Origin of the sequence: Kitasatospora sp. NPDC048722, from assembly GCF_040650235.1 — a bacterium.
Taxonomy (GTDB): Bacteria; Actinomycetota; Actinomycetes; order Streptomycetales; family Streptomycetaceae; genus Kitasatospora.
This window is the reverse complement of sequence record NZ_JBEZGX010000020.1, coordinates 107,658-127,123: the sequence shown is the minus strand read 5'-3', so window position 1 is coordinate 127,123 and position 19,466 is coordinate 107,658. Positions and strand designations below refer to the sequence as shown.

General features: G+C 73.8%; 20 protein-coding genes. 11 read left to right on the top strand and 9 right to left on the bottom strand.

From position 1 onward, the window contains the following. Positions 1-17: 17 nt before the first annotated feature. The 4 genes from AB0C76_RS17370 to AB0C76_RS17355 form a co-directional block, all read right to left on the bottom strand. Positions 18-1,895: a threonine/serine exporter family protein gene (locus AB0C76_RS17370; RefSeq protein ID WP_359965392.1), complete on the bottom strand. Its 1,878-nt coding sequence runs from the start codon at positions 1,893-1,895 to the stop codon at positions 18-20. Positions 1,896-2,014: 119 nt separating this feature from the next. Next, positions 2,015-2,668, bottom strand: a complete 654-nt coding sequence (locus AB0C76_RS17365) for a VTT domain-containing protein (protein WP_359965390.1) — start codon at positions 2,666-2,668, stop codon at positions 2,015-2,017. Between the two features lie 221 nt (positions 2,669-2,889). Next, the gene (locus tag AB0C76_RS17360; RefSeq protein WP_359965388.1) at positions 2,890-5,247 is read right to left on the bottom strand and encodes a hypothetical protein; all 2,358 of its coding nucleotides are present in this window, start codon (positions 5,245-5,247) and stop codon (positions 2,890-2,892) included. Between the two features lie 92 nt (positions 5,248-5,339). Continuing rightward, positions 5,340-7,247 carry an ATP-binding protein gene (locus AB0C76_RS17355; RefSeq protein ID WP_359965386.1) on the bottom strand — a complete coding sequence of 636 codons (1,908 nt, stop codon included), beginning with the start codon at positions 7,245-7,247 and terminating at the stop codon, positions 5,340-5,342. 333 nt (positions 7,248-7,580) lie between these two features. Here AB0C76_RS17355 and AB0C76_RS17350 point away from each other — a divergent pair, with 333 nt between their 5' ends. Beyond that, complete coding sequence (locus tag AB0C76_RS17350; protein WP_359965384.1) at positions 7,581-7,904, top strand: hypothetical protein; 324 nt, start codon at positions 7,581-7,583, stop codon at positions 7,902-7,904. Between the two features lie 104 nt (positions 7,905-8,008). Here AB0C76_RS17350 and AB0C76_RS17345 read toward each other — a convergent pair whose 3' ends face one another. Next, entirely contained in the window at positions 8,009-9,163 is a 1,155-nt protein-coding gene (locus AB0C76_RS17345; RefSeq protein ID WP_359965382.1) for a TetR/AcrR family transcriptional regulator, read from the bottom strand. Between the two features lie 252 nt (positions 9,164-9,415). On the opposite strand from AB0C76_RS17345, the gene AB0C76_RS17340 reads away from it, so the two are divergent. Beyond that, positions 9,416-10,573 carry an acyl-CoA dehydrogenase family protein gene (locus AB0C76_RS17340; RefSeq protein ID WP_359965380.1) on the top strand — a complete coding sequence of 386 codons (1,158 nt, stop codon included), beginning with the start codon at positions 9,416-9,418 and terminating at the stop codon, positions 10,571-10,573. A gap of 89 nt (positions 10,574-10,662) precedes the next feature. On the opposite strand, the gene AB0C76_RS17335 is transcribed toward AB0C76_RS17340, so the two are convergent. Then, the gene (locus AB0C76_RS17335; protein ID WP_359965378.1) at positions 10,663-10,929 is read right to left on the bottom strand and encodes a hypothetical protein; all 267 of its coding nucleotides are present in this window, start codon (positions 10,927-10,929) and stop codon (positions 10,663-10,665) included. Between the two features lie 105 nt (positions 10,930-11,034). Here AB0C76_RS17335 and AB0C76_RS17330 point away from each other — a divergent pair, with 105 nt between their 5' ends. Then, on the top strand, positions 11,035-11,352 hold the full coding sequence (locus tag AB0C76_RS17330; RefSeq protein WP_359965376.1) for a cupin: 318 nt from the start codon (positions 11,035-11,037) through the stop codon (positions 11,350-11,352). Positions 11,353-11,377: 25 nt separating this feature from the next. Here the strand turns inward: AB0C76_RS17330 and AB0C76_RS17325 are convergent, their stop codons facing one another. Next, entirely contained in the window at positions 11,378-11,968 is a 591-nt protein-coding gene (locus tag AB0C76_RS17325) for a TetR/AcrR family transcriptional regulator (protein WP_359965374.1), read from the bottom strand. 123 nt (positions 11,969-12,091) lie between these two features. Here AB0C76_RS17325 and AB0C76_RS17320 point away from each other — a divergent pair, with 123 nt between their 5' ends. The 6 genes from AB0C76_RS17320 to AB0C76_RS17295 all read left to right on the top strand — a co-directional run bounded on the left by AB0C76_RS17320 (position 12,092) and on the right by AB0C76_RS17295 (position 17,364). Further along, positions 12,092-13,645 carry an MFS transporter gene (locus tag AB0C76_RS17320; protein WP_359965372.1) on the top strand — a complete coding sequence of 518 codons (1,554 nt, stop codon included), beginning with the start codon at positions 12,092-12,094 and terminating at the stop codon, positions 13,643-13,645. Positions 13,646-13,893: 248 nt separating this feature from the next. Then, positions 13,894-14,529 (top strand): methyltransferase domain-containing protein, encoded by a 636-nt coding sequence (locus AB0C76_RS17315; protein ID WP_359965370.1) that lies wholly within the window; start codon positions 13,894-13,896, stop codon positions 14,527-14,529. A 136-nt stretch (positions 14,530-14,665) separates the two neighbouring features. After that, positions 14,666-15,235 (top strand): isoprenylcysteine carboxylmethyltransferase family protein, encoded by a 570-nt coding sequence (locus AB0C76_RS17310; protein ID WP_359965368.1) that lies wholly within the window; start codon positions 14,666-14,668, stop codon positions 15,233-15,235. Positions 15,236-15,436: 201 nt separating this feature from the next. Then, positions 15,437-15,715 (top strand): Sec-independent protein translocase subunit TatA, encoded by a 279-nt coding sequence (tatA, locus tag AB0C76_RS17305; RefSeq protein ID WP_359965366.1) that lies wholly within the window; start codon positions 15,437-15,439, stop codon positions 15,713-15,715. Positions 15,716-15,871: 156 nt separating this feature from the next. Continuing rightward, entirely contained in the window at positions 15,872-16,837 is a 966-nt protein-coding gene (locus tag AB0C76_RS17300; RefSeq protein ID WP_359965364.1) for a hypothetical protein, read from the top strand. Between the two features lie 5 nt (positions 16,838-16,842). Continuing rightward, on the top strand, positions 16,843-17,364 hold the full coding sequence (locus tag AB0C76_RS17295) for a potassium channel family protein (RefSeq protein ID WP_359965362.1): 522 nt from the start codon (positions 16,843-16,845) through the stop codon (positions 17,362-17,364). A 151-nt stretch (positions 17,365-17,515) separates the two neighbouring features. On the opposite strand, the gene AB0C76_RS17290 is transcribed toward AB0C76_RS17295, so the two are convergent. Next, a complete protein-coding gene (locus AB0C76_RS17290) occupies positions 17,516-17,776 on the bottom strand; it encodes a hypothetical protein (RefSeq protein WP_359965360.1) in 261 nt (86 codons plus the stop codon). Continuing rightward, complete coding sequence (locus AB0C76_RS17285; protein ID WP_359965358.1) at positions 17,776-18,141, bottom strand: ATP-binding protein; 366 nt, start codon at positions 18,139-18,141, stop codon at positions 17,776-17,778. The genes AB0C76_RS17290 and AB0C76_RS17285 overlap by 1 nt, the downstream gene beginning before the upstream one ends. A gap of 245 nt (positions 18,142-18,386) precedes the next feature. Here AB0C76_RS17285 and AB0C76_RS17280 point away from each other — a divergent pair, with 245 nt between their 5' ends. Both AB0C76_RS17280 and AB0C76_RS17275 read left to right on the top strand, forming a co-directional pair. Further along, positions 18,387-19,250, top strand: coding sequence for a helix-turn-helix transcriptional regulator (locus AB0C76_RS17280; protein WP_359965356.1), 864 nt, complete (start codon positions 18,387-18,389; stop codon positions 19,248-19,250). After that, positions 19,243-19,434: a DUF397 domain-containing protein gene (locus tag AB0C76_RS17275; protein ID WP_359965354.1), complete on the top strand. Its 192-nt coding sequence runs from the start codon at positions 19,243-19,245 to the stop codon at positions 19,432-19,434. Before AB0C76_RS17280 ends, AB0C76_RS17275 begins: the two co-directional genes overlap by 8 nt. Positions 19,435-19,466: the final 32 nt, after the last annotated feature.

Below are 19,466 nucleotides of genomic sequence, written 5' to 3'. Positions count from 1 at the left end.
CCCCGTCCAACGGCCGGTCAGAAGCCCCGGGTGCGCTTGGCGGCCCGGCGGGGCACGACCGGGTACAGCGAAGGACGCTCGGCGCCGACGGGCAGCTTCATGAACAACCGGGCGATCTCGCCACCGAGGTTGACCCCGATGGCCAGCGCCATCGCGATCGCGGCGGCCCGGGTGATCGACACCAGCCCGGCGCTGGAGTGCCCCTGGGCGAAGGCCAGCATCCCGAGGTAGAGCGCCGAACCGGGCATCAGCGGGCCGATGGCCGCCGTCACGTACGGCAGGGCCGAGCCGCTGCGGTAACGCGCCATCAGCTGGCCGAAGAGGCCCACCAGGCCGGCCGCGACGCCGGTGGCCACGATCGGGGAGACGCCCCCGTTGTAGACCAGCACGCCGTAGCTCGCCCAGCCGATGCCGCTGTTGACCGTCACCAGGGCGAGGGTGCGGCGGTCGGTCTGCAGCAGCATCGCGAACGCGAGGGTCAGCACGAGCGCCGCCACCATCTGGACCGGCGGGTAGCTGCTCCCCGCCAGGCTCTCGTCCGGCCGCAGCCTCGCCTCGAAGCCGACGCCCAGGTAGAGGATCAGCATCACGCCGATCACGATGCCCGCGACCAGGTAGATCACTTCGAGGAGGCGGGCGGCGGCGGTGATGTAGAAGCCGGTCAGGCCGTCCTGGACGGCGGCGACCAGCGCCCGGCCGGGCAGCAGCGCGAACAGGCCGCCGGTGATCACGACCGATCCGCGCAGGCCCCAGTCGTTGAAGGACAGGATGATCCCGGAGGCGGCGGCCGGCATCGCCGCGGCGACGAACTGGTAGAACTCCGGCAGCCGGCGCCGGGCCAGCGCGGAGGCCAGCCGGTCGCCGAGCACGGCCGCGATGAACGCGCTCGCGAAGACCAGCCACCCCTTGTCGTCGACCCGCCCGCCGACCAGGAAGGTCGCCGCGCCGGCCAGCAGACCGGTGGTCAGGGCGAGCAGCCAGGCCGGGTACGGGTGCCGGTTGCGGCGGATCTCGGCGAGCCGGCGGTAGGCGTCGTTGACCGTGACCTGCTCCGCCGTGATGTCCGCGACCAGCTCGTACACCGCGTTCAGCCGGGTGTAGTCGGAGGTGCGGCGGCGCACCACGCGGTCCGCGGTGATCGGCGGCTCGACCAGCGAGGGCTGGTGCGAGATGCCGATCAGGGTGAAGGTCACCTGCGGCTCGCAGTGGTCCAGCCGGTAGGCGTGCGCGATGCCGAGCATCGCCGCCTCGACGTCCTCGGCGGCCTCACCGCTCGCCAGCAGCAGCTCGCCGATGCGCAGCGTCAGGTCGAGGATGCGGGGGACGTTGCGCGCTGCCGAAGGGTGCAGCTCGCGGGCCGTCCGCTCGAAGGCGGGGCGCTCGGACATCGGGGTGCGCAGGAGCGTGCGCATCCGGTCCGGCCAGGGCGCCTCGCCGGGCGCGCCGGGGGTCAGCTCCGGGACGGGGATGCCCGTGGGCGGGGTGTAGCCGGCGGCCCGCCACTCCTCGGGCGTGAGGGTGTCCTCGGCGACCGAGCGGCGGCGCGGGCGTGCTTCGGCCGGGGCGGAGGCGGTCGAGGTGGTCGACTCGGCGTCCGGGGTCTCGTCCGCCTGCCGGGCGGCGGACGACCGCGAGGGCAGTGCCAGCGACGGCGAGAGCTGCGGCTGCGGAGCCACGGGCTCCGGGGTCAGCAGGCCCCTGGTCTCGGGGACGGGCGGGACGAGCGGCACGACGGTGGTCGGCTCGACGACCGGGGCCGGGTGGCCGAGCAGGCCCTCCGTGGGCGGCGCCTCGGAGGGGTGGACCGGCTGGACCGGGGGCGTGCGCCGCGCCTCGCGGGCCGCCCGGCCTCCCCTCGCCCGCTTGCCGCCGCCCGGTCGGCCCCGCTTCGGCACTTCCGCTCCTCGCCACCCCTGGTGGCACGGGGCCACCGATCGATCTCCGGTTACACCTTGCCTGATCGAACAGCTGGACGCACATGTACGTCGCGTCGGGTGACCTGCGCCGCGGGCTCCTACCCGGCGCGGTGCCCGCTGCCCGCCGACGCGCCGGAACGGCGGGCCCGGAGCAGTTCGACCACCACCGGGATCACCGAGACCAGCACGATCCCGACCAGGATCGCCTCGATGTTGTCGCGGACGAAGGGGATCCGACCGAGGAAGTACCCGAGGACGGTGACACCGGCGCCCCAGAGCACGCCGCCGACCGCGTTGAAGACCACGAAGGCGCGGTAGTTCATCCTGCTCACCCCGGCCACGATCGGGGTGAAGGTGCGGACGATCGGCACGAAGCGGGCCAGCACGATCGCCTTGGGGCCGTGCCGGTCGAAGAAGGCGGCGGCCTTCTCGACGTTCTCCTGCTTGAACAGCCGGGAGTCGGGGCGGCGGAACAGGCCCGGCCCCACCTTGCGGCCGAACAGGTAGCCGACCTGGTCCCCCGCGACGGCGGCGGCCACGACCAGGGCGCAGACCAGCCAGAGCGGCTGGTGCAGGTAGGTCCCGCCGGCCACCAGCAGACCGGTGGTGAACAGCAGGGAGTCGCCCGGCAGGAAGAAGCCGATCAGCAGGCCGGACTCGGCGAAGACGATGACGAGGATGCCGAGCAGGCCGAAGGCGGAGATCAGGCTGGTCGGATCGAGCCAGGACGGGCCGAGGGCGGTGCTGGTCACGGAGGCTCTCCTGAGATCGAGTCTTGGCAATAAAATGGTAAAGCAATTACCAAGACTCGATCTGGATGGAGAAGGTTCCCTGGTCGGGAGTCCGGGGGCGGGGAGCCCCTGCGGGGGCTCGGGGCGGGCAGGGGCGCGGCCGGAGAAGGCTCCCGTGTCGGGGCCGGCGCACGGCCCCGACACGGGTGGACGCGCCGACAGGAAGGTTCCTCCGGGCCGGGTCAGAGGCCGTAGCGTTCGACGATGTCCTCGTGGTGGGCGACGTCGGCGCCCGCCGCCTCGGCCAGGGCGGGCCAGGCCAGGGGGTGGGGCCAGGCGGCGGTGAGCCGGTGGAGCAGCGCGTCGGCCTCGGCGGCGGAGGCCGTCGGCGGCACTCCGAGGGCCGCGTAGATGCCGGGCAGCATGCCGTCCTCCTCGGCCGGGTCGGTGATGCTGTACTGCTCCCCGCTGTACGCCCACACCGCGTAGCCGGCCTCGCCCAGGCCGTCCCGCAGGGCGTACCACGCCTCGTCGCCGGGCCAGCCGCCGTCGATCCAGTAGGTCGTGTACCCGGCCGGGTCGAGCAGCGTCAGCATCTCGAACGCCGGCCGCCACCGCACCCGCTCCGCCTCGGGGGCCTCGTCCCCCGGCGGGGGCTCCAGCAGGGCCGGGGCGAAGACGACGACGTCGCCGTGGTTGAGCGTCAGGTCGTCCCCGAGGACCGGGAGGACCTTGGCGGTGGCCGGGCCGGTGCGCAGGGCGGGGAGGTCGGCGGTGGAGCCGTTGGTCCGGGTGGTGCGGACGGTGACCAGCTGCCACTCCTCCTCCACCGGGCCCTCGGGCTCGTCGAAGTCGATGCCGAGCAGCGCGCCGGTGGAGCGGACCGCGGCCCAGTCCCGGTTGGCGGTGGCCGCGGTGATCAGGTGCCAGAGGTCCTGCTCCTGGAGCGTCCGGTGCAGCTCCTCCTCGGGAGTGCCCTCGACGGGCAGCGCGTGCTCCAGGAGTTCCTGGTACAGCCGCTGCGCGGTCGCGTGGTCGCCCAGTTCGGTGGCGGCGCCGGCGGCGAGGCGGCGGGTGTTGATCCGGTCCGGGTGCTCGGCCAGGATCGCCGCGCAGTGCTCGACCACCTCGGCCCAGCGGGCCTCGGCGGCGGCCCAGCGGGCGCGCACCCAGTGCCCGTCGGCCGGGCTGGTCGCGGCCAGCCGGTCGGCGAGGCGGCGCACGCCCTCGCCGTCCCCGGCGTCGATCAGCACGGCGCCGAGCAGGCCGGGCAGCACGGCGTCGGCCGGGTCGGCGTCCAGCCGCTCCCACAGCAGGTCGGCGGCGGCCCGGGCGTGGCCGAGCCGGCCGAGCACGGCGGCCAGTTCGGCCGCGAGGGCGGTGGCGCCGGCCTGCTCACCCCGGTACCGGTCCAGGGCGACGGAGAGCAGGTCGGCGCCGGTCTCGTGGGGCACCCCCGCCTCGGCGAGGTGTGCCGTCAGCTCCCCCGGCGGGACGGGCAGCACGGGCTCCGGCAGCGCCTCGGCGGCGGCCCGCAGCCCGGCCACCTGCGCGGCCACGCCGTCGGTGCGGCGCAAGCTGGTGAGTTTACGCTCGCCCGTCGCGGCGAGCGTGCGGGCCACCGTCCGGGCTCCGCGGGCGACGGCGAGCCGACCCGCCGCCAGGAGCAGGTCGACGCACGGGCGGTGGGCGCCGGCACCGTCGAGGTGGCCGACCCAGCCGGCCAGGACGGCCCCGAGTTCGGCGTCGTTCTCCCAGGCGCCGGCCGCGGCCAGCAGCTCGACCGTCCTGGTCCAGTGCTCGCGCAGGTCGGCGTGGCGCTCGGCGTCGTCGCGGGCGGGCAGCAGGGCGAGGGCCTCGTCGGCGCGGCCGAGGGTGGCGAGCGCGTGGGCCCGCAGCAGGGCGCCCCAGAGCCGGTCGTTCTCGCCCAGGACGCGCCCGGCGGTGCGTTCGGCGCGCTCGGCGGTGTCGAGCAGGCCCAGCACCTCCTCGCACCGGCCGAGCCGGAGCAGGGTGCCGGCCCGGGAGTGGTGGTACTCCAGCGAGAGCCGCTGGCCGGCCGCCAGCATCCGGGCGCCGGCGGCGTCGAGGTGGGCCAGGGCCTCCTCGCCGCGGCCGTCGTCCTCCAGCGCGTCGGAGTACTCGCGCGACAGGCAGTCGAAGCAGGAGCGGGCGGGCTCGATCCGCTCCAGCGTCTCGCCGAGCACGGCGAGCCGCTCGCAGGCGTAGCCCGGTCCGTCCACCCGGGCGTGGCAGATCGCGAAGTCCTGCACCACGCAGACGGACTGCGGGCATCCGGCCGTCTCCTCCCGGTGGGCGAACTCCAGCAGGTCGACCACCTCGGGCAGGGCCCGCTCGCCGTGGTGGCGCTTGTTCAGCAGGTTCTGCATCCGCCAGTGCCGCAGGTAGACCTCGACCCAGGGCAGGCCGAGCGCCCGGGCGGCGGCCAGCGCCTCCGGGAAGACGGCGTCGAGCTCGTCGTTGCGGCCCTCGTTGGCGTGGCCGGGCAGCGCGTAGATGGCTTCGGCCAGGCGCTGGTGGCCCGCGTCGGCGAGCTGCCGGTGGGTCTCGTGCACCCAGGCCCAGATGTCGGTCGTCATGCCTCGTCCCCCTGCGTCGTGCTGATGAAGAGCCTGCCGGGCGCCACTGACACCCGGCCGGTCGGCGGTCGGTCGGCCGGCCGGCCGGTCCGTCACGCGTCGCCGGACAGCGCTCCGGGGCTGTCCGGTACGTCCGCCGGGCCGACCGGGACGGCGGCGGTCAGGGCGGAGACGGCGGTGCCGACGCCGGCGAGCGCGGCGGTGAGGTCACCGCCGGAGGAGCCGGTGGGCCCGGCCGCCGCCATGATCACCTTGAGCGAGCGGAGCAGCGCGGCCGCGGTGGCGCTGCCGGTGTGCCCGGATCGGTACGCGTCGAGCAGGTCCCGCACGGCCGGGCAGGACAGGTTGAGGTAGAGCCGGGCCCGGACCTCGCCGTCGGTGCGGGCGGTGAAGGCCCGGGCGAGCCGCAGCGCGGCGGACGGGATGCGGGCGTCGGCCCGGTCGTCCTCGATCCGGGCCTTCAGCTCGGCCTCGCGGTCCGGCACCAGGACCAGCGGCAGGCCGGGCGGGTCGAAGCGGGCCGGCACCAGCTGCTCGCCCGGGTCGGCGAGCGCGCCGGCCAGCCACGCCGCCTCTTCGGCGGGCAGCGGGCGTTCCGGGTCGCGGAACAGCGAGCGGTCGCCCTGCTCGCTGCCGAGCTCGACCAGCCGGCAGCCGCGCAGCTGGGCGTAGCGGCGCAGGAACGGCAGGACGGCGTACCGCTCGCCGCGGGCGATCGGCACCCGCATCGCCCGGTAGAGCATCTCCTCGAAGCCCCCGCCGCTGCCGAGCGCGACGTGCACCGCGCCCCCTCCGGCTGCGCGCAGGGCGCCCGCGGTCAGGTCGCCCTGGGAGGTGGGTACCGGGACGTCGTCGGCGAGCAGCGTGAACAACCGGTCGTCGCAGAGCGCGGCACCCAGGAGGTCCTGGCCGTGCCGGGCGAGGATGCGGCGCCAGGCGGCGGGCCGCAGCCGGGCGGTCTCGTAGAGGCCGTCGACGATGGCGTCGGTGAGGGCCCGCTGGAGCGCGCGGTAGTGCTCGTCGCGCTGGAGGTCCTCGCGGCTGGCGGTGGGGGTGAGGCGGCTGGACTCGACGACGCCTCCGATGAACCCGGCCCAGCCGGGCAGGAGGTCGCGGGCGTCGTCGGCGAGCAGCATGCCGCGCAGGTAGACGGAGAGGTCTCGGTTGTCGCTGCTGCCGTAGGTGCCGCCGTCCTGGACCCACAGGAGGCCGACCGCGTCGGTGCCGCCGTCGACCGGCTCGACCGGGAAGGCGGTGAGCGGTTCGAAGCGGCGGCCGAAGGCGGAGGCGAAGCGCATCCGGGCCTCGTGCGGATCCCCGTCGGAGGGGTGGCGCCAGGGCACGTCGACCGCGTTGACGGGGTCCTCGTCGTCGCCGACGAGGACCGGGATCGGCAGCAGCACGCAGTACCGGGCGAGCACCTCGCGCAGGGCGTCCTCGTCGGCGAGGTGGGCGTGCTCGGCCTTGAGCGTCAGCTCGACGACCGTGCCGGGGTGCGGCCGGGCGGGCACCGGTTCGACGAGGTACTGCTGGCCGCCGCGGCTGCGGTAGCGGTGACCGAGACCGGGTTCGCGGTGGGAGGTGGTGGTGACGACGACCTCGTCGGCCACCGAGAAGGCGGACAGGAAGCCGAGGCCGAAGGCACCGATCAGGTCCTGGTCGCCGGTGAGTTCGCGCAGCATCCGGGTGTAGCCGGTGCCGACGGTGGCGAGGTAGGCGTGGATCTCCGGCTCGGTGAGGCCGGCCCCGGTGTCCTCGACGGCGACCGTGCGGCGGACGGCGTCGCCGCGCACCCGGATCAGCCGGCGATGGCCGCCGTCCGGGTCCTCCAGGAGGCGGCGGGTGTGCGAGTCGTGGGCGTTCTGGACGAGTTCGCGCAGGGCGACCAGCGGGGTGGAGTACAGGTGCGTGGCGAGGACGTTCACCAGGCCGCCGAGATCGACCTCGGTCGTACGCAGATCCTCGGCCGGGGCGTGGTCGGGCGGGAGACCTTCAGACATGGGAACCCAGTGTGCCAGTGCGACTATCCGGCGACCATTTCTTTCTTTCTGGCAACGCATGGTCAACTCCGTGTTGACCGGCCGGTGTTGCCGACCCCATGCGACCAATCCACCAACTCTCCACCGCGCACGAATACTTGACCGGAGATGTGCGGGCCCGCCGACCCACCGGAAATGCCCGCACGATGACACCATCGGGGGAATTGCCACCCATTTGGTGGAGTTCGCCCGCTCCCCTGGTGAATGCTGATCACGCGACGTCAGGCAACGGCGCCACGGAGCGGCCACTCCGGATCGCGCCACATTTCGCAAGTCCAGCTCAGGGAGAGCAGCGTGTCCCGTATTCGTGCAGCCGCCGCCGTCACCGCCTTCGGCGCCTTCCTCCTCGTCGGCGTCGGTGCCGCCACCGCGCACGCCGACAACGCCGCCGGCGCGGACCAGCACTCCAACAGCAGCGTCGTGAGCAACACCGGCTCGAACAACATCATCGGCAACGTCCACGGCAACGTGGTCAGCACCCAGCAGACGGCCACCGGTTCGGGCGCGAGCAACCAGGACAACGGCCTCGCCGCGACCGGCAACGGCGGCAACATCGGCGCCCTGCAGGGCAACGGCAACCTCGACACCCGCGTGTACTACCCGCACGTCCTCTACTAGGCCGCGTCCACCGCCCTCGGCGCAGCCTCGCCCCACACGGGCCGGCCGCCCGCCCCACCAGCGCGGGGCGGGCGGCCGGCCCGGCCCCTTTCCCCCCGCTCCCCTCAGGACACGCCGAGGACGGCCCGGGCCAGGCTCAGGAGGCAGTCGCCGAGGTCCGGGCGGGCGCTGTGGGGGCGGTTCCGGACCCCGTCGTTGACCAGGGCGAACAGCGCGTGGACGCGGATCCGGGCCTCCACCGCGTCGTACTGCGGCCGCACCCGGCGCAGCAGGCCGACCCAGGTCCGCAGGAAGTCCCGGCGGAAGTCCACCGCGACGCGGCGGTCGGGCGGGGCCAGCCGTTCCGTCTCGCTGAGCATCGCGCCCAGGTAGTCGCCGTTGCGCCGCGCGAAGCCGACGTACGCCGCCAGGCCGGCCGCGAGCGCATCCTCGGGCCCGGCCGCGGCCGAGATCGCGCCCTCCACCTCGTGCCACAGGCGCTCGCGGCTGCGGACCAGCGAGGCCGCCAGCAGCTGCGCCTTGCTGTCGAAGTGCCGGTAGACGCTGGGGCCCGAGATGCCGACGGCGGCGCCGAGCTGGTCGGTGCTGACGTTGTCGAAGCCGCGCTCGTGGAACAGCCGGACGGCCGCCGCGAGCAGTTCCTCGCGCCGGGGCTGCCGGACGGGGGCGGCGGCAGGCGCGGCGCCGTCGCCGTTCCCGGGACCGGCGGCGACGAAGGTCACCGCGAGGACGGCCGCGACCACCTCGCGCAGCACCGCCTCGGCCCGCCGGGGCTGCGGCGCCGCCGACTGGTAGGAGAGCCCGGCGCAGGCCGAGAGCGCCGACCAGCAGAGCAACTCGACGTCCGGCTCCGGCAGTTCCGGGCGCTCGGCGCGCAGGACGGCGCTCATCGCGGCCACGTCCGCCCGCAGTTCGCGGCGCAGCGCCGCCCGCCGGGCCGGGGGCAGCAACCGGGCGTCGCGCTGCACGAGGGTGCCGAGCGGCCGGTGCCCGACGGCGACGGCGGCCAGTGCGGTGCCCAGATCGGCGGTGGAACCGGCGGCGCGCAGTGCGTCGGCGAGCGCGTCCAGGCCGAGCCGGACGGCGCGGTCGAGGAGTTCGGGCTTGCCGCGGAAGTGCCGGTAGAGGGCGGGCGCGGTGATGCCGACGCCGGCGGCGACCTCGGTCATCGAGACCTGGTGGTAGCCGCTGCGGTGGAAGCGGTCGGCCGCCACCGCGAGGATCTGGGCGCGCCGCCCCGGGGGTCGTCGGACCACCATGCTGCCGCCCCTCCCGCAGTCCCGCCGCGGCACTGCTCCGCCGTCGCGGCGCCCGGCCGGAACGCCGAGGGAAGGCTAGCAAGGATTCACTTGTCATGGCCCTCGCCCGGCGGCCACCGGGTGTCCGGCGCCGCGCCGACCCTGGACAGCCGAAGCTACCGGGGATTAACTTGTGGGGCCATCACCAGGCAACACCTGGCACCTTCAGCTGCACCTTCAGCCGCGACCGGCACCACCGAAGGGAGCGCCCGCGTGCGCCGCACCGTGTTCACCGAGGACCACGAGGCCTTCCGGGAGACCATCCGGGACTTCATCGCCAACGAGGTCGTCCCGGTCTACGAGAGCTGGGAGGCCGCCGGCCACCCCCCGCGCGACTTCTACCGGAAGCTCGGCGCGCTCGGCGTCTACGGCATCGAGGTGCCGGAGGAGTACGGCGGCGCCGGCGAGAGCGGTTTCAAGTACCAGGCGGTGATCGCCGAGGAGACCGCCCGCGCGGGCGTCAGCTTCGGCTCGTCCGGGGTGCACACCGGGCTGGTGCTGCCGTACCTGCTGGAGTACGCCACCGAGGAGCAGAAGCAGCGGTGGCTGCCCGGCTTCGTCTCGGGCGACATCATGACGGCGATCGCGATGACCGAGCCCGGCGCCGGCTCCGACCTCGCGGGCATCACCACCCACGCGCGCCTGTCCGAGGACGGCACCCACTACGTCCTCAACGGCGCCAAGACCTTCATCACCGGCGGCGTGCTGGCCGACCTCGTCCTGGTCGTCTGCCGCACCTCCCCGTACGACCCGGAGAACCGCCGGGCCGGGCTCTCCATCCTCTGCGTGGACACGGACTCCGAGGGCTACACCGTCGGCCGCAAGCTGCAGAAGATCGGCCTGCGCACCTCGGACACCGCCGAGCTGGCGTTCAGCGACGTCAAGGTGCCGGTGGAGAACCTGCTCGGCGAGGAGGGCCGGGCCTTCGCCTACCTGACCCACAACCTCGTGCAGGAGCGGCTCGCGATCGCGGTCGGCGCCTACGCGGCGGCCGCGGCGGCGGTGCGGTTCGCGGTGCAGTACGTCAAGGACCGGAAGGTGTTCGGCAAGGCCGTCGCCGAGTTCCAGAACACCAAGTTCACCCTGGCGGACTGCGAGGCCCAGGTGGTGGCGCAGCAGTCGATGGTGGACCGCGCCCTGGAGCTCTACCAGCAGGGCGAGCTGACCGTCGCCGACGCGGCCGCCGCGAAGCTGTTCTGCACCGAGTCGGCGTCCACCGTCATCGACAGGTGCCTCCAGCTGCACGGTGGTTACGGCTACATCCTGGAGTACCCGATCGCCCGGCTCTACACCGACAACCGGGTCTTCCGGATCTACGGCGGCACGAGCGAGGTCATGCGCAGCATCATCGCCAAGTCGCTCGGCCTGTAGGGCCCCACGACCGCGGCGGGCCGCACCCCCACGGCGGCCCGCCGTGCGCCGTACGCCCCGGTGCGGCGGCCGCGCCGGACGGGTGCACGTCAGTTCGGCGAGCTGTGCTCGGCACGCCAGGCCTGCCAGCCGGCGGAGGAGGCCACCCGGGCCTCGCGCAGTGCCCGTTGGGCCAGGACGGTGGGCGGGATCTCCCGGCTGCGCACCCAGTCGCGGCCGGCGGTGGCCAGCGCCGCGCACACCATCGCCGCCCCGGCCGCGCCGAGCACGGCCCCGACACCGGTGAGCACCGCGCCGCCGGCCAGCATCGAGCGGTTGACCCGGAACCCACTGAGGTAACTCTCGTTGGTCGCCATACCTCCACGATGCGGGCATCGCGCTGGGCTCGCACGCCGAACGGCTCCGGGTGCGCGAGTCCGCCGCGTCCGCCAACCTGGGCTGACAGGCAGGAGGACGCCGCGATGCCCGATCTCGAACAGCTCGCAGTGGAGCACGCCGCGAAGGCCGCCGAGAGCCCGCACGGGCGCAGCGCCCACCTCGTGCTGCACGACGGAGTGCTGCGGCAGACCGTGATCGCCCTGGTCGGCGGCACCGCGCTTGACGAGCACACCCCGCCGGCTGCCGGCAGCGTGCAGGTGCTGCGCGGCCGGGTCGCGCTGACGGTGGCCGGGCAGCACCAGGAGCTGTCGGCGGGCCAGCTGGCGCCCGTTCCGCAGGAGCGGCACGGGCTGCTGGCGCACGTGGACTCGGTGGTGCTGCTGACGGTCGTCACGACCTGACGGCCGCCGCGCGGTCAGTGCGCGGTCAGCGCGTGACGGGCTCCGGCACGCTCGCCGCGACCAGCCGCAGCCCGCGCAGGAAGTCCCGCCCGGACGGGGCGAGTTCGGGTGCGGCCAGCCACTGGGCGACGGACCCGGCCAGGAGGGTCTGGTAGAACGCGCCGCGGGCGAGCTCGTCCTCGGTCTCCGGCACCTCGGGCAGCCCCTGGAACAGCGCGGCCAGGCCGAGCCGGCCCTCCTTCTGCGCCTCCGAGAACGCCCGCGCCAGCTCGGGCGCGTGCGCGGCCTGGGCGAGCGCCTCGAACTGGGCCGCCCAGAGGCCGCGGTGCTCCTCGAAGACGCCCTTGAGGCCCTCCCACACCGCGACGAAGCGCTCCTCGGGGTCGCCCGTGGCCTCGTTCGCGGCGTTGACCACGGCGCCCAGGGCCATGCCCATCTCGCCGATCGCCTCGATCATCGCCGCGTTGAGCAGCGCGTCCTTCGAGCCGAAGTGGTAACCGATGGCGGCCAGGCTCACGCCCGAGGCGGTGGCGACGTCCCGGGCGGTGGTGCGCCCGTAGCCCTTCTCGTACAGGCAGCGCTTGGCGCCGGCCATGAGGTCTTCGCGGTTTCCCATGGCCCCGATCCTACGGAAGGACTGCACAGATGTCTTGCACTGACGTCTGGCACGAAAGTCTCGCACGTTCGATTTACACATACGTACTAGACAGGCGTCTGAAACGCTCGTACGGTACTTCCCATGACCGCAACCACCGGCCGCGCAGGCCGTCGCGAATGGCTCGGCCTGGCCGTCCTCCTGCTGCCGACCCTCGTCCTCGCCATGGACATGGGCGTGCTCTTCTTCGCCGTCCCCTACATCTCCACGACGCTCGCCCCCAGCGGCACCCAGCAGTTGTGGATCATGGACATGTACTCGTTCCTGCTGGCCGGCCTGCTCATCACGATGGGCGCGCTCGGTGACCGGATCGGCCGCCGCCGGCTGCTGGTGATCGGCGCCGCCGGGTTCATCGGCGCCTCGCTGCTGGCCGCCTGGGCCGACAGCGCGTGGCAGCTGATCGCCGCCCGGGCCCTCCTCGGCACGGCCGGGGCCACGGTGATGCCCTCGACGCTCGCGCTGATCCGCACCATGTTCCACGACTCCAAGCAGCGACAGGCCGCGCTCGGTGCGTGGGGCGGCGTCCTCACCGCCGGCGCCACGCTCGGCCCGGTGGCCGGCGGCCTGCTGCTCGACCACTTCTGGTGGGGCTCCGCGTTCCTGCTCGCCGTCCCGGTGATGGCCCTCGTGCTGGTCGCCGCCCCCGTACTGCTCCCCGAGCACCGCGCCACCGCCCGCACCGGCCGCTTCGACCTGCTCGGCGCCGCGCTCTCGATGGCCGCGATCCTGCCGCTCGTCTACGGCGTGAAGACCCTCGCGGTGGACGGCTGGAGCCTGCTGCCCGCGCTCGCCGTCCCGGCCGGACTGCTGCTCGCCGCCGCGTTCGTGTGGCGCCAGCGCACCGCCGCCGAGCCGCTGCTCGACCTCGGCCTGTTCAGGATCCGCACCTTCAGCGGGGCGATCAGCGTCAACACCATCGCGATGTTCGCGATGATGGGCTTCGCCCTCTTCACCTCGCAGTACCTGCAGCTGGTCAAGGGCATGAGCCCGTTCACCGCCTCGCTCTGGTCCCTGGTGCCGAGCGTCGGCGTCGGCGCGGCGGTCGGCCTCGGCGCGGCGCTCGCCGGGAAGGTCCGCCCGGCGGTGCTGATGGGCGGCGGGTTCGTGATCGGCGCGGCGGGCTTCGCGATGATGACGCAGGTCGGCGCGGACTCGCCGCTCGCCCTCGTCCTGACCGCGGCGGGCGTGCTGGCCGCCGGGACCGTCGGCACCATGACGACGACCGCCGAGATGGTCGTCTCCGCGGCCCCCGCCGAGCGGGCCGGCGCCGCCTCGGCCACCTCCGAGACCGCCGTCGAGCTCGGCAGCTCCCTCGGCATCGCGCTGCTCGGCGCGGCGGGCGCCGCGGTCTACCGCCACCAGCTGGACGGCGCCCTCCCGGCGGGCGTGGACGGCGAGGCCGCCCGGGCGGCCCAGGACACCCTCGGCGGCGCCGTCACCGTCGCCGCACACCTCCCGGGTCGGCTGGGCACCGACCTGCTGGACACCGCCCGGGTCGCCTTCACGGACGGACTGCACGTGGCGGCCGTCGTCGGCCTGGTCTTCGCCCTCGGCGCCGCCGTCCTGGCCTACCGCCTGATGCGCCACCTCCCGGCCGCCGCCCCGGCCGCCGCCCCGGAGACCGCCGGGGTCTGCTGAGCCCACCGGCCGGTGCCCACGCGCGTCAGCAGGAGCCCCCGCCCACTCCGGGCGGGGGCTCCTCGCCGTTCCAGGAACCGTTTAGGCTGGCCCCTGCCCTGCGTCGGCCGGCGCCCACACCCCTAAGCGGCGGCCCGTTGTGGAGGGGACCAGCCGTGTTCGAGCCGGGCCGGGGCGGGGGTCACCGGCCGTTCTCCCGGTTGCGGAAAGCGCCCCACGAGCGCCGTCCCGGGTGCCAAGGTGGGCCCATGGTTGCTGATCACACCCGCGTGCGCGGGAGTTACGACACGGTGGCGGAGGAGTACCTCGTTCGGATCGGGGACGAGCTGGAGCACAAGCCGGTCGACCGGGCCCTGCTCTGGGTGGTCGTGGCGGAGGCCGCCGGCGGGGTCGTCGCGGACCTCGGGTGCGGGCCGGGGCACGTGGCGGGGTGGCTCGCCGGGCACGGCGCCGAGGTCGTCGGGATCGACCTCTCCCCCCGCATGGTGGAGCTGGCCCGCCGCGAGCACCCGAAGGCCGCCTTCCGCACCGGTGACCTGCTCGACCTGCCCGCCGAGGACGGCGAGTTCGCGGCGGCGGTGGCGCTCTACTCGGTGATCCACCTCGAACCCGGCGAGCTGGCGCCCGCGTTCGCCGAGATGCGGCGGGTGCTGCGGCCCGGCGGCTTCCTGCTGCTCTCGTTCCACCTGGGCACCGAGGTGCGGCGGCTGGACGAGTGGTGGGGACACCAGGTCGACGTGGACTTCCACTTCCTGCAGACGGACGCCGTCGTCGCGCACCTCACCGCCGCCGGGTTCGCCGTCGAGGCCCGGCTGGAGCGCGAGGGCCTGCCCGAGGAGGCCCCGACCCGGCGCGGCTACCTGCTGGCCCGGAGGACGGACTGAGGCTCCACCCGGGGGTGGAAGCCCGCACGTCCACCCTCGGGTCCGTGCGGGGCCCAGCGGACGGGAGGACCGTGGTGGGTACGCGGCCGCCGTCCGCGGCCCGTGCCCGTGGTCCACGAGCGTCAGGAGCCCCACCATGTCCCTGCCGAGCCTGCTCTCCGTCCTCGGTGTCCTCGCGTGGGCCGGGTACGAGCTGCTGCTGCGCCGGCGCGAGGACTCCGCCGCCGGCAGCTGGCACGCGGACGACCGCGACCGCGGCTCGACCCGGCTGCTGCTCGCCTGCTACGCCGCCTCCGTCCTGGTGATCGCCCTCCTCGACCGTGCGTCGGTCGGCGAACTGCCCGTGTGGGCGCGCTGGTTCGGCGTCGCGCTGATCGCCGCCGGGCTGGCCCTGCGGGCCTGGGGCATGCGCACCCTGGGCCGCTTCTACACCCGCACCCTGCGCACGGTGGACACCCAGGAGGTCGTCCGCACCGGCCCGTACCGGCTGATCCGCCACCCCGGCTACTGCGGCAGCCTGCTGGTGTGGACGGGCTACGCGCTCGGCCTGGGCAGCTGGCCGGCCACCGCGGTCGTGTTCGCGCTGCTGCTGGCCGCCTACGGCTGGCGGATCGCCGCCGAGGAACGCCTGCTGGTGGCCGCCCTCGGCCCCGCGTACGCGCAGTACCGGCGGGAGTCGAAGCGGCTCGTCCCCTTCGTCTACTGAGCCCCGCCCCTGTGAGCTACGACACCCCGGCCGGGGCGCACCGGCCGGGGCCGCGGCACTCGCGGTCCGCTTGAGCGGCACCCGCTTTTCGGCCAGCGTTTCCCGGCCGGTGTATCCGTTCCGCACCGGGGCCAGGCATACTGGCCGGACGGGCACTTTGCCCTCCCGTGACTCTAGACAAGAAGGGACCGGTGGCCAGGGATGCTGCGGAACGGTCTTGAGCCCTGGCACATCTTGGTGGTGCTGGCGGTCGTAGTCCTGCTGTTCGGATCGAAGAAGCTGCCGGAGATGGCACGCGGCCTCGGCAAGTCGATGCGCATCCTGAAGGCGGAGACGAAGGCGATGCGCGAGGACGACACCCCGGCCGAGGCCGCGGGCACCGCGCAGAGCACCGCCCAGCAGCCGGCCGACCGCCCGGCCGTCACCCCGACGAACGTCACCAAGGCGACCGAGACCAAGCGGCCCGAGACGACCGCCTGAGTCCCGTCGGACCTTCCGGAGGCCCCCGGCACCGTCACCGCGACGGCGCCGGGGGCCTCCGTCGTTCCCGGACGCTCCGCGGTGTGATCCCGAGTGGCCGCCCCCGGTGATCCGTTGTCTCCTGGGAGCGACCGCCCGGAGGAACGGAGCCGCCGCATGCCGCCCGACGCACCGTCCGACGAGCCGCGCGACGAGCCGTCCGGCCCGGAGCCCGGCGAACTCGCCGACCTGCGGGCCCGGCTGAGCGCCGTGGAGGCCCACGAGGCGCGGCTCGCCGAGGAGTTGCGGGCCCGCCCGCCGCGCCACCGGGTGCGGTTCTCGTTCGGCGTCCTGCTGGTCCTGCTGGCCTGCCTGCTGGCCTGCCTGCTGACGCCGCTCGGCGCCGTCGCCGTGCGGGCGAAGTCCGAGGTCCCCGACACCGACCGCTACGTGGCCACGACGGCCCCGCTCGCCCGGGACCCCGCGGTCCGGGCCGCCGTCACCGACCGGGTGAAGAGGGCCCTGGTCGACGACGGGCCGTCCCTCGCCCCGAAGGTCCCCGAGATCCGCACCTCGAACGCGCTGGTGCAGTCCGACGCCGTCCCGAAGGTCCGCACCGGCCTGCGGCTGCTCGCCGCGGCCGGCTTCCGGGTGCCGGTCCTGGCCGTGGCCTGCGCGCTCGGCGGGGTCCGGGCCGTCCACCCGGACGCGCTCCCGGCCCACGTGGACCAGGCCGCCGCGCACGCCGTCCACGACGCCCTCGTGCGTTACCCGCGCTCCGCCGTCCGGGTGGTGGTGGCACTCGGGCTGCTGGTCGCGCTGGGCACCTGGATCAGCGGCTCCGGGCGCCGGGCCGGGACGGTGCGCGGGATGTTGCGGGTGGCCGAGCGGGCCGGGCTGCGGCGCGGGCCGGCCGGGCGGCTCGTGCACCGCCGGGAGGCCCGGCCGGGCTGGGCGGCGGTCTCGGGGGCGATACCGGCCTTCGTGCCGCGGGACCGTCCGGTGGAGCCGGCGACGCTCCGCCTGGTGCTCGGGCCGGTGGGGGTGCTCGCCCTGCCGGAGCTGCCGGAGCTGCCGAAGCTGCCGGGCGAGCCCGGACGGAGCACGTCGGCGGGCGTCCGCGGGGCGGCGGGGGGAGGCTGAACGAGATGTCCGAGAACACGCCGCCCCCTGCGGACGTACGGGCCTGGTTCTGGCTGCTGGGAGCGTTCACGCTCCTGATGGTCGGGTACTTCACGCTACCGCTGGAGTGGTTCGGCGACCGTCGGCCGGTAGTGAGCTGGGGTACCTTCGTGATCGCGCTGGCGGGTCTGACCTGGCTGTTGCTGGCCAAGATCGCCGGAGTGATGCGCGGGAACGCGAAGCGCCCGGTGCCGTGGCTGATCTTCCTCATCGTCCTGACGATGACGATCTTCGCCGCCGCCTACTACGTCCTCGGCTCCCACAAGCCGGAGTTCGCGGGCCTGGAGACCCGGCTGGACTCGCTGTACTTCACGATCGTGACGATGGCGACGGTCGGGTACGGCGACATCACGGCGACGGGGCAGGCGGCCCGGCTCGTGGTGATCCTGCAGATCGCGTACAACTTCGTGTTCCTCGCGGCGGCGGCCGGCACGCTGTCGCGGGCGGTCCGGTCGAACGTCGAGAACCGGATCCGACGGAAGGGCTGATCCGACGCGGCGGGCCTGTGCACGCGACCCGCCGTTCGTCCGGTCGTTCCTCAGTCGTCCTCGTGGGGCGGGGTCGCGCGCAGGGCGGTCACGACGCCCAGGACGACGGTGGCGATCGCGAGGGCGAGCAGGACGGCGAAGGCCGCCGCGATCAGGAACCGCACGGCGTGCCCCGCTCCCGGCCGACGTCGAGGAGGAGGGAGAGGAGGTTGAGGAGGGTCGAGGCGGGGGCCGTGTTGAAGCGGACGAGGACGCGGCCGTCGATGGTCCTGTCGGTGCAGGCGGAGGGGAAGATCAGGCCGAACTCCCGTCCGCGCTCCTGAACTTCGGCGAGGAGGGTGCGGATGTGGTCGTCGGTGCAGCCCCGGATCCGGGGGTCGGTCGGCAGCATCGGGTGGCGGCGGGCGGGCATCAGGCGGCGTCCAGCTCGCACTCGAACCACACGGACTTGCCGCGCTGCTGCGGGTCGACACCCCAGCGACGGGAGAGCCCGGCGACGAGCTGGAGGCCCCGGCCGGACTCGGCCAGCTCGGGGAGGGGGCGCTGCTCCGGCAGGGTGGGGCTCTCGTCGGCGACGGAGACCCGGAGGGTGTTGTTGATCGCGATGATCTCGACGACCGGCGCGGGGGTCTCGCCGTGCCGCCAGGCGTTCACGAGCAGCTCGGCGAGGGCGAGTTCGGCGTCGGCGATGGCGGAGGACGGCCAGCCGGCGCGGGTCATCGCGTCGCGGAGGGACTGGCGGCAGATGGCGAGGGAGGGCGTGTTGAGGTGACGCATGGGAGGACTCCCGAGGCGTGGAGGAGAAGGACGGATACGTCACCGTGAGCCAGGTCAGATGGAGGCATGACTGCTCTGCGGTGCGACAGGGGTGCATTACTGACGACCCGTCGGATCGATGTGACATCGACCATAACGCACGAGGACACAAATTTTAGACTCCCGCCGAGAAGTTCCCTCTTCCGTGGCCGCCTGACCCCTGGACCCTGCGGCACACTGATCTCATAACCCGCAGAGAGGACGCCATGGCCCTTCGACCGAACCCGACGCTGCGTCAGCGACGGCTGGGTACCGAGTTGCGGCGGATGCGGGAGCAGGCCGGCCTCGGCGGCAGCCAGCTGGCACGAGAACTCGGCATCCAGCCCGCCCAGATCACGCAGATGGAGAGCGGGAAGAGCGGGATCAGCGTCGAGCGGCTACGGACCATCGCCGCCGTGTGCATGTGCACCAACCAGCCTCTGATCGATGCCTTGGCTGACATGGCCTCGGAGCGCACGAAGGGATGGTGGGAGGAATACCGCAGCACCCTGACCATCGACTTCCTTGAGGTGGCAGAGCTTGAGGGTCACACCAAGCGGATCACCTTCTGCAACACCGTCTACATTCCTGGCCTGCTCCAGACCGGAACCTACGCATCGGCAGTGTTCACTCGACTTGTCCCTCCGCTGCCACCACAGGAAGTCGAGACCCGGACGACCTTCCGCCTCCGGCGCCAGGAACTCGTCAGGTCGGGGACAACTCCTCTCCGCGCCTTCGTCCACGAGGCCGCTCTGCGCATGCAGTTTGGTGGACCCGTAGTGCTCGCGGATCAACTCGCCTCCCTGCTGGATGACTCCGAGCGCCCCGGCATCTCCGTTCGCGTGGTCCCGTTCGCCGTTGACACCTTCCCTGGCGCCGGCGAGAACCTCACCTACATCGAAGGGCCCGTCCCCGAGCTGGACACGGTCGAGATGGATGTCTCGCAGGGCGCTCTGTTCTTCGACTCGCCAGCGAACTTGGCCAAGCACCGAATCATCTTCTCCAGCTTGGATTCCACAGCCCTCACCGATGAACAATCGCGCGACTTCATCCGATCCATCATGAAAGAAGTGAAATCCACTTATGCCTAGCCTGGAGTGGCAGAAGTCCAGCTACAGCGCGTCGAGCAACGAGTGCGTGGAGGTCCGCACGGCCGCCGGGATGGTCGAACTCCGCGAGTCCGACGACGGCGACACCATCCTCCGCACCACCCCCGCCGCCCTCGCCGCGCTCCTCCGCGCCATCAAGGCCGGCGAACACAACCCCCGCGTCTGACCAATCCAACGGCCCCTCACCGCACGACCCTT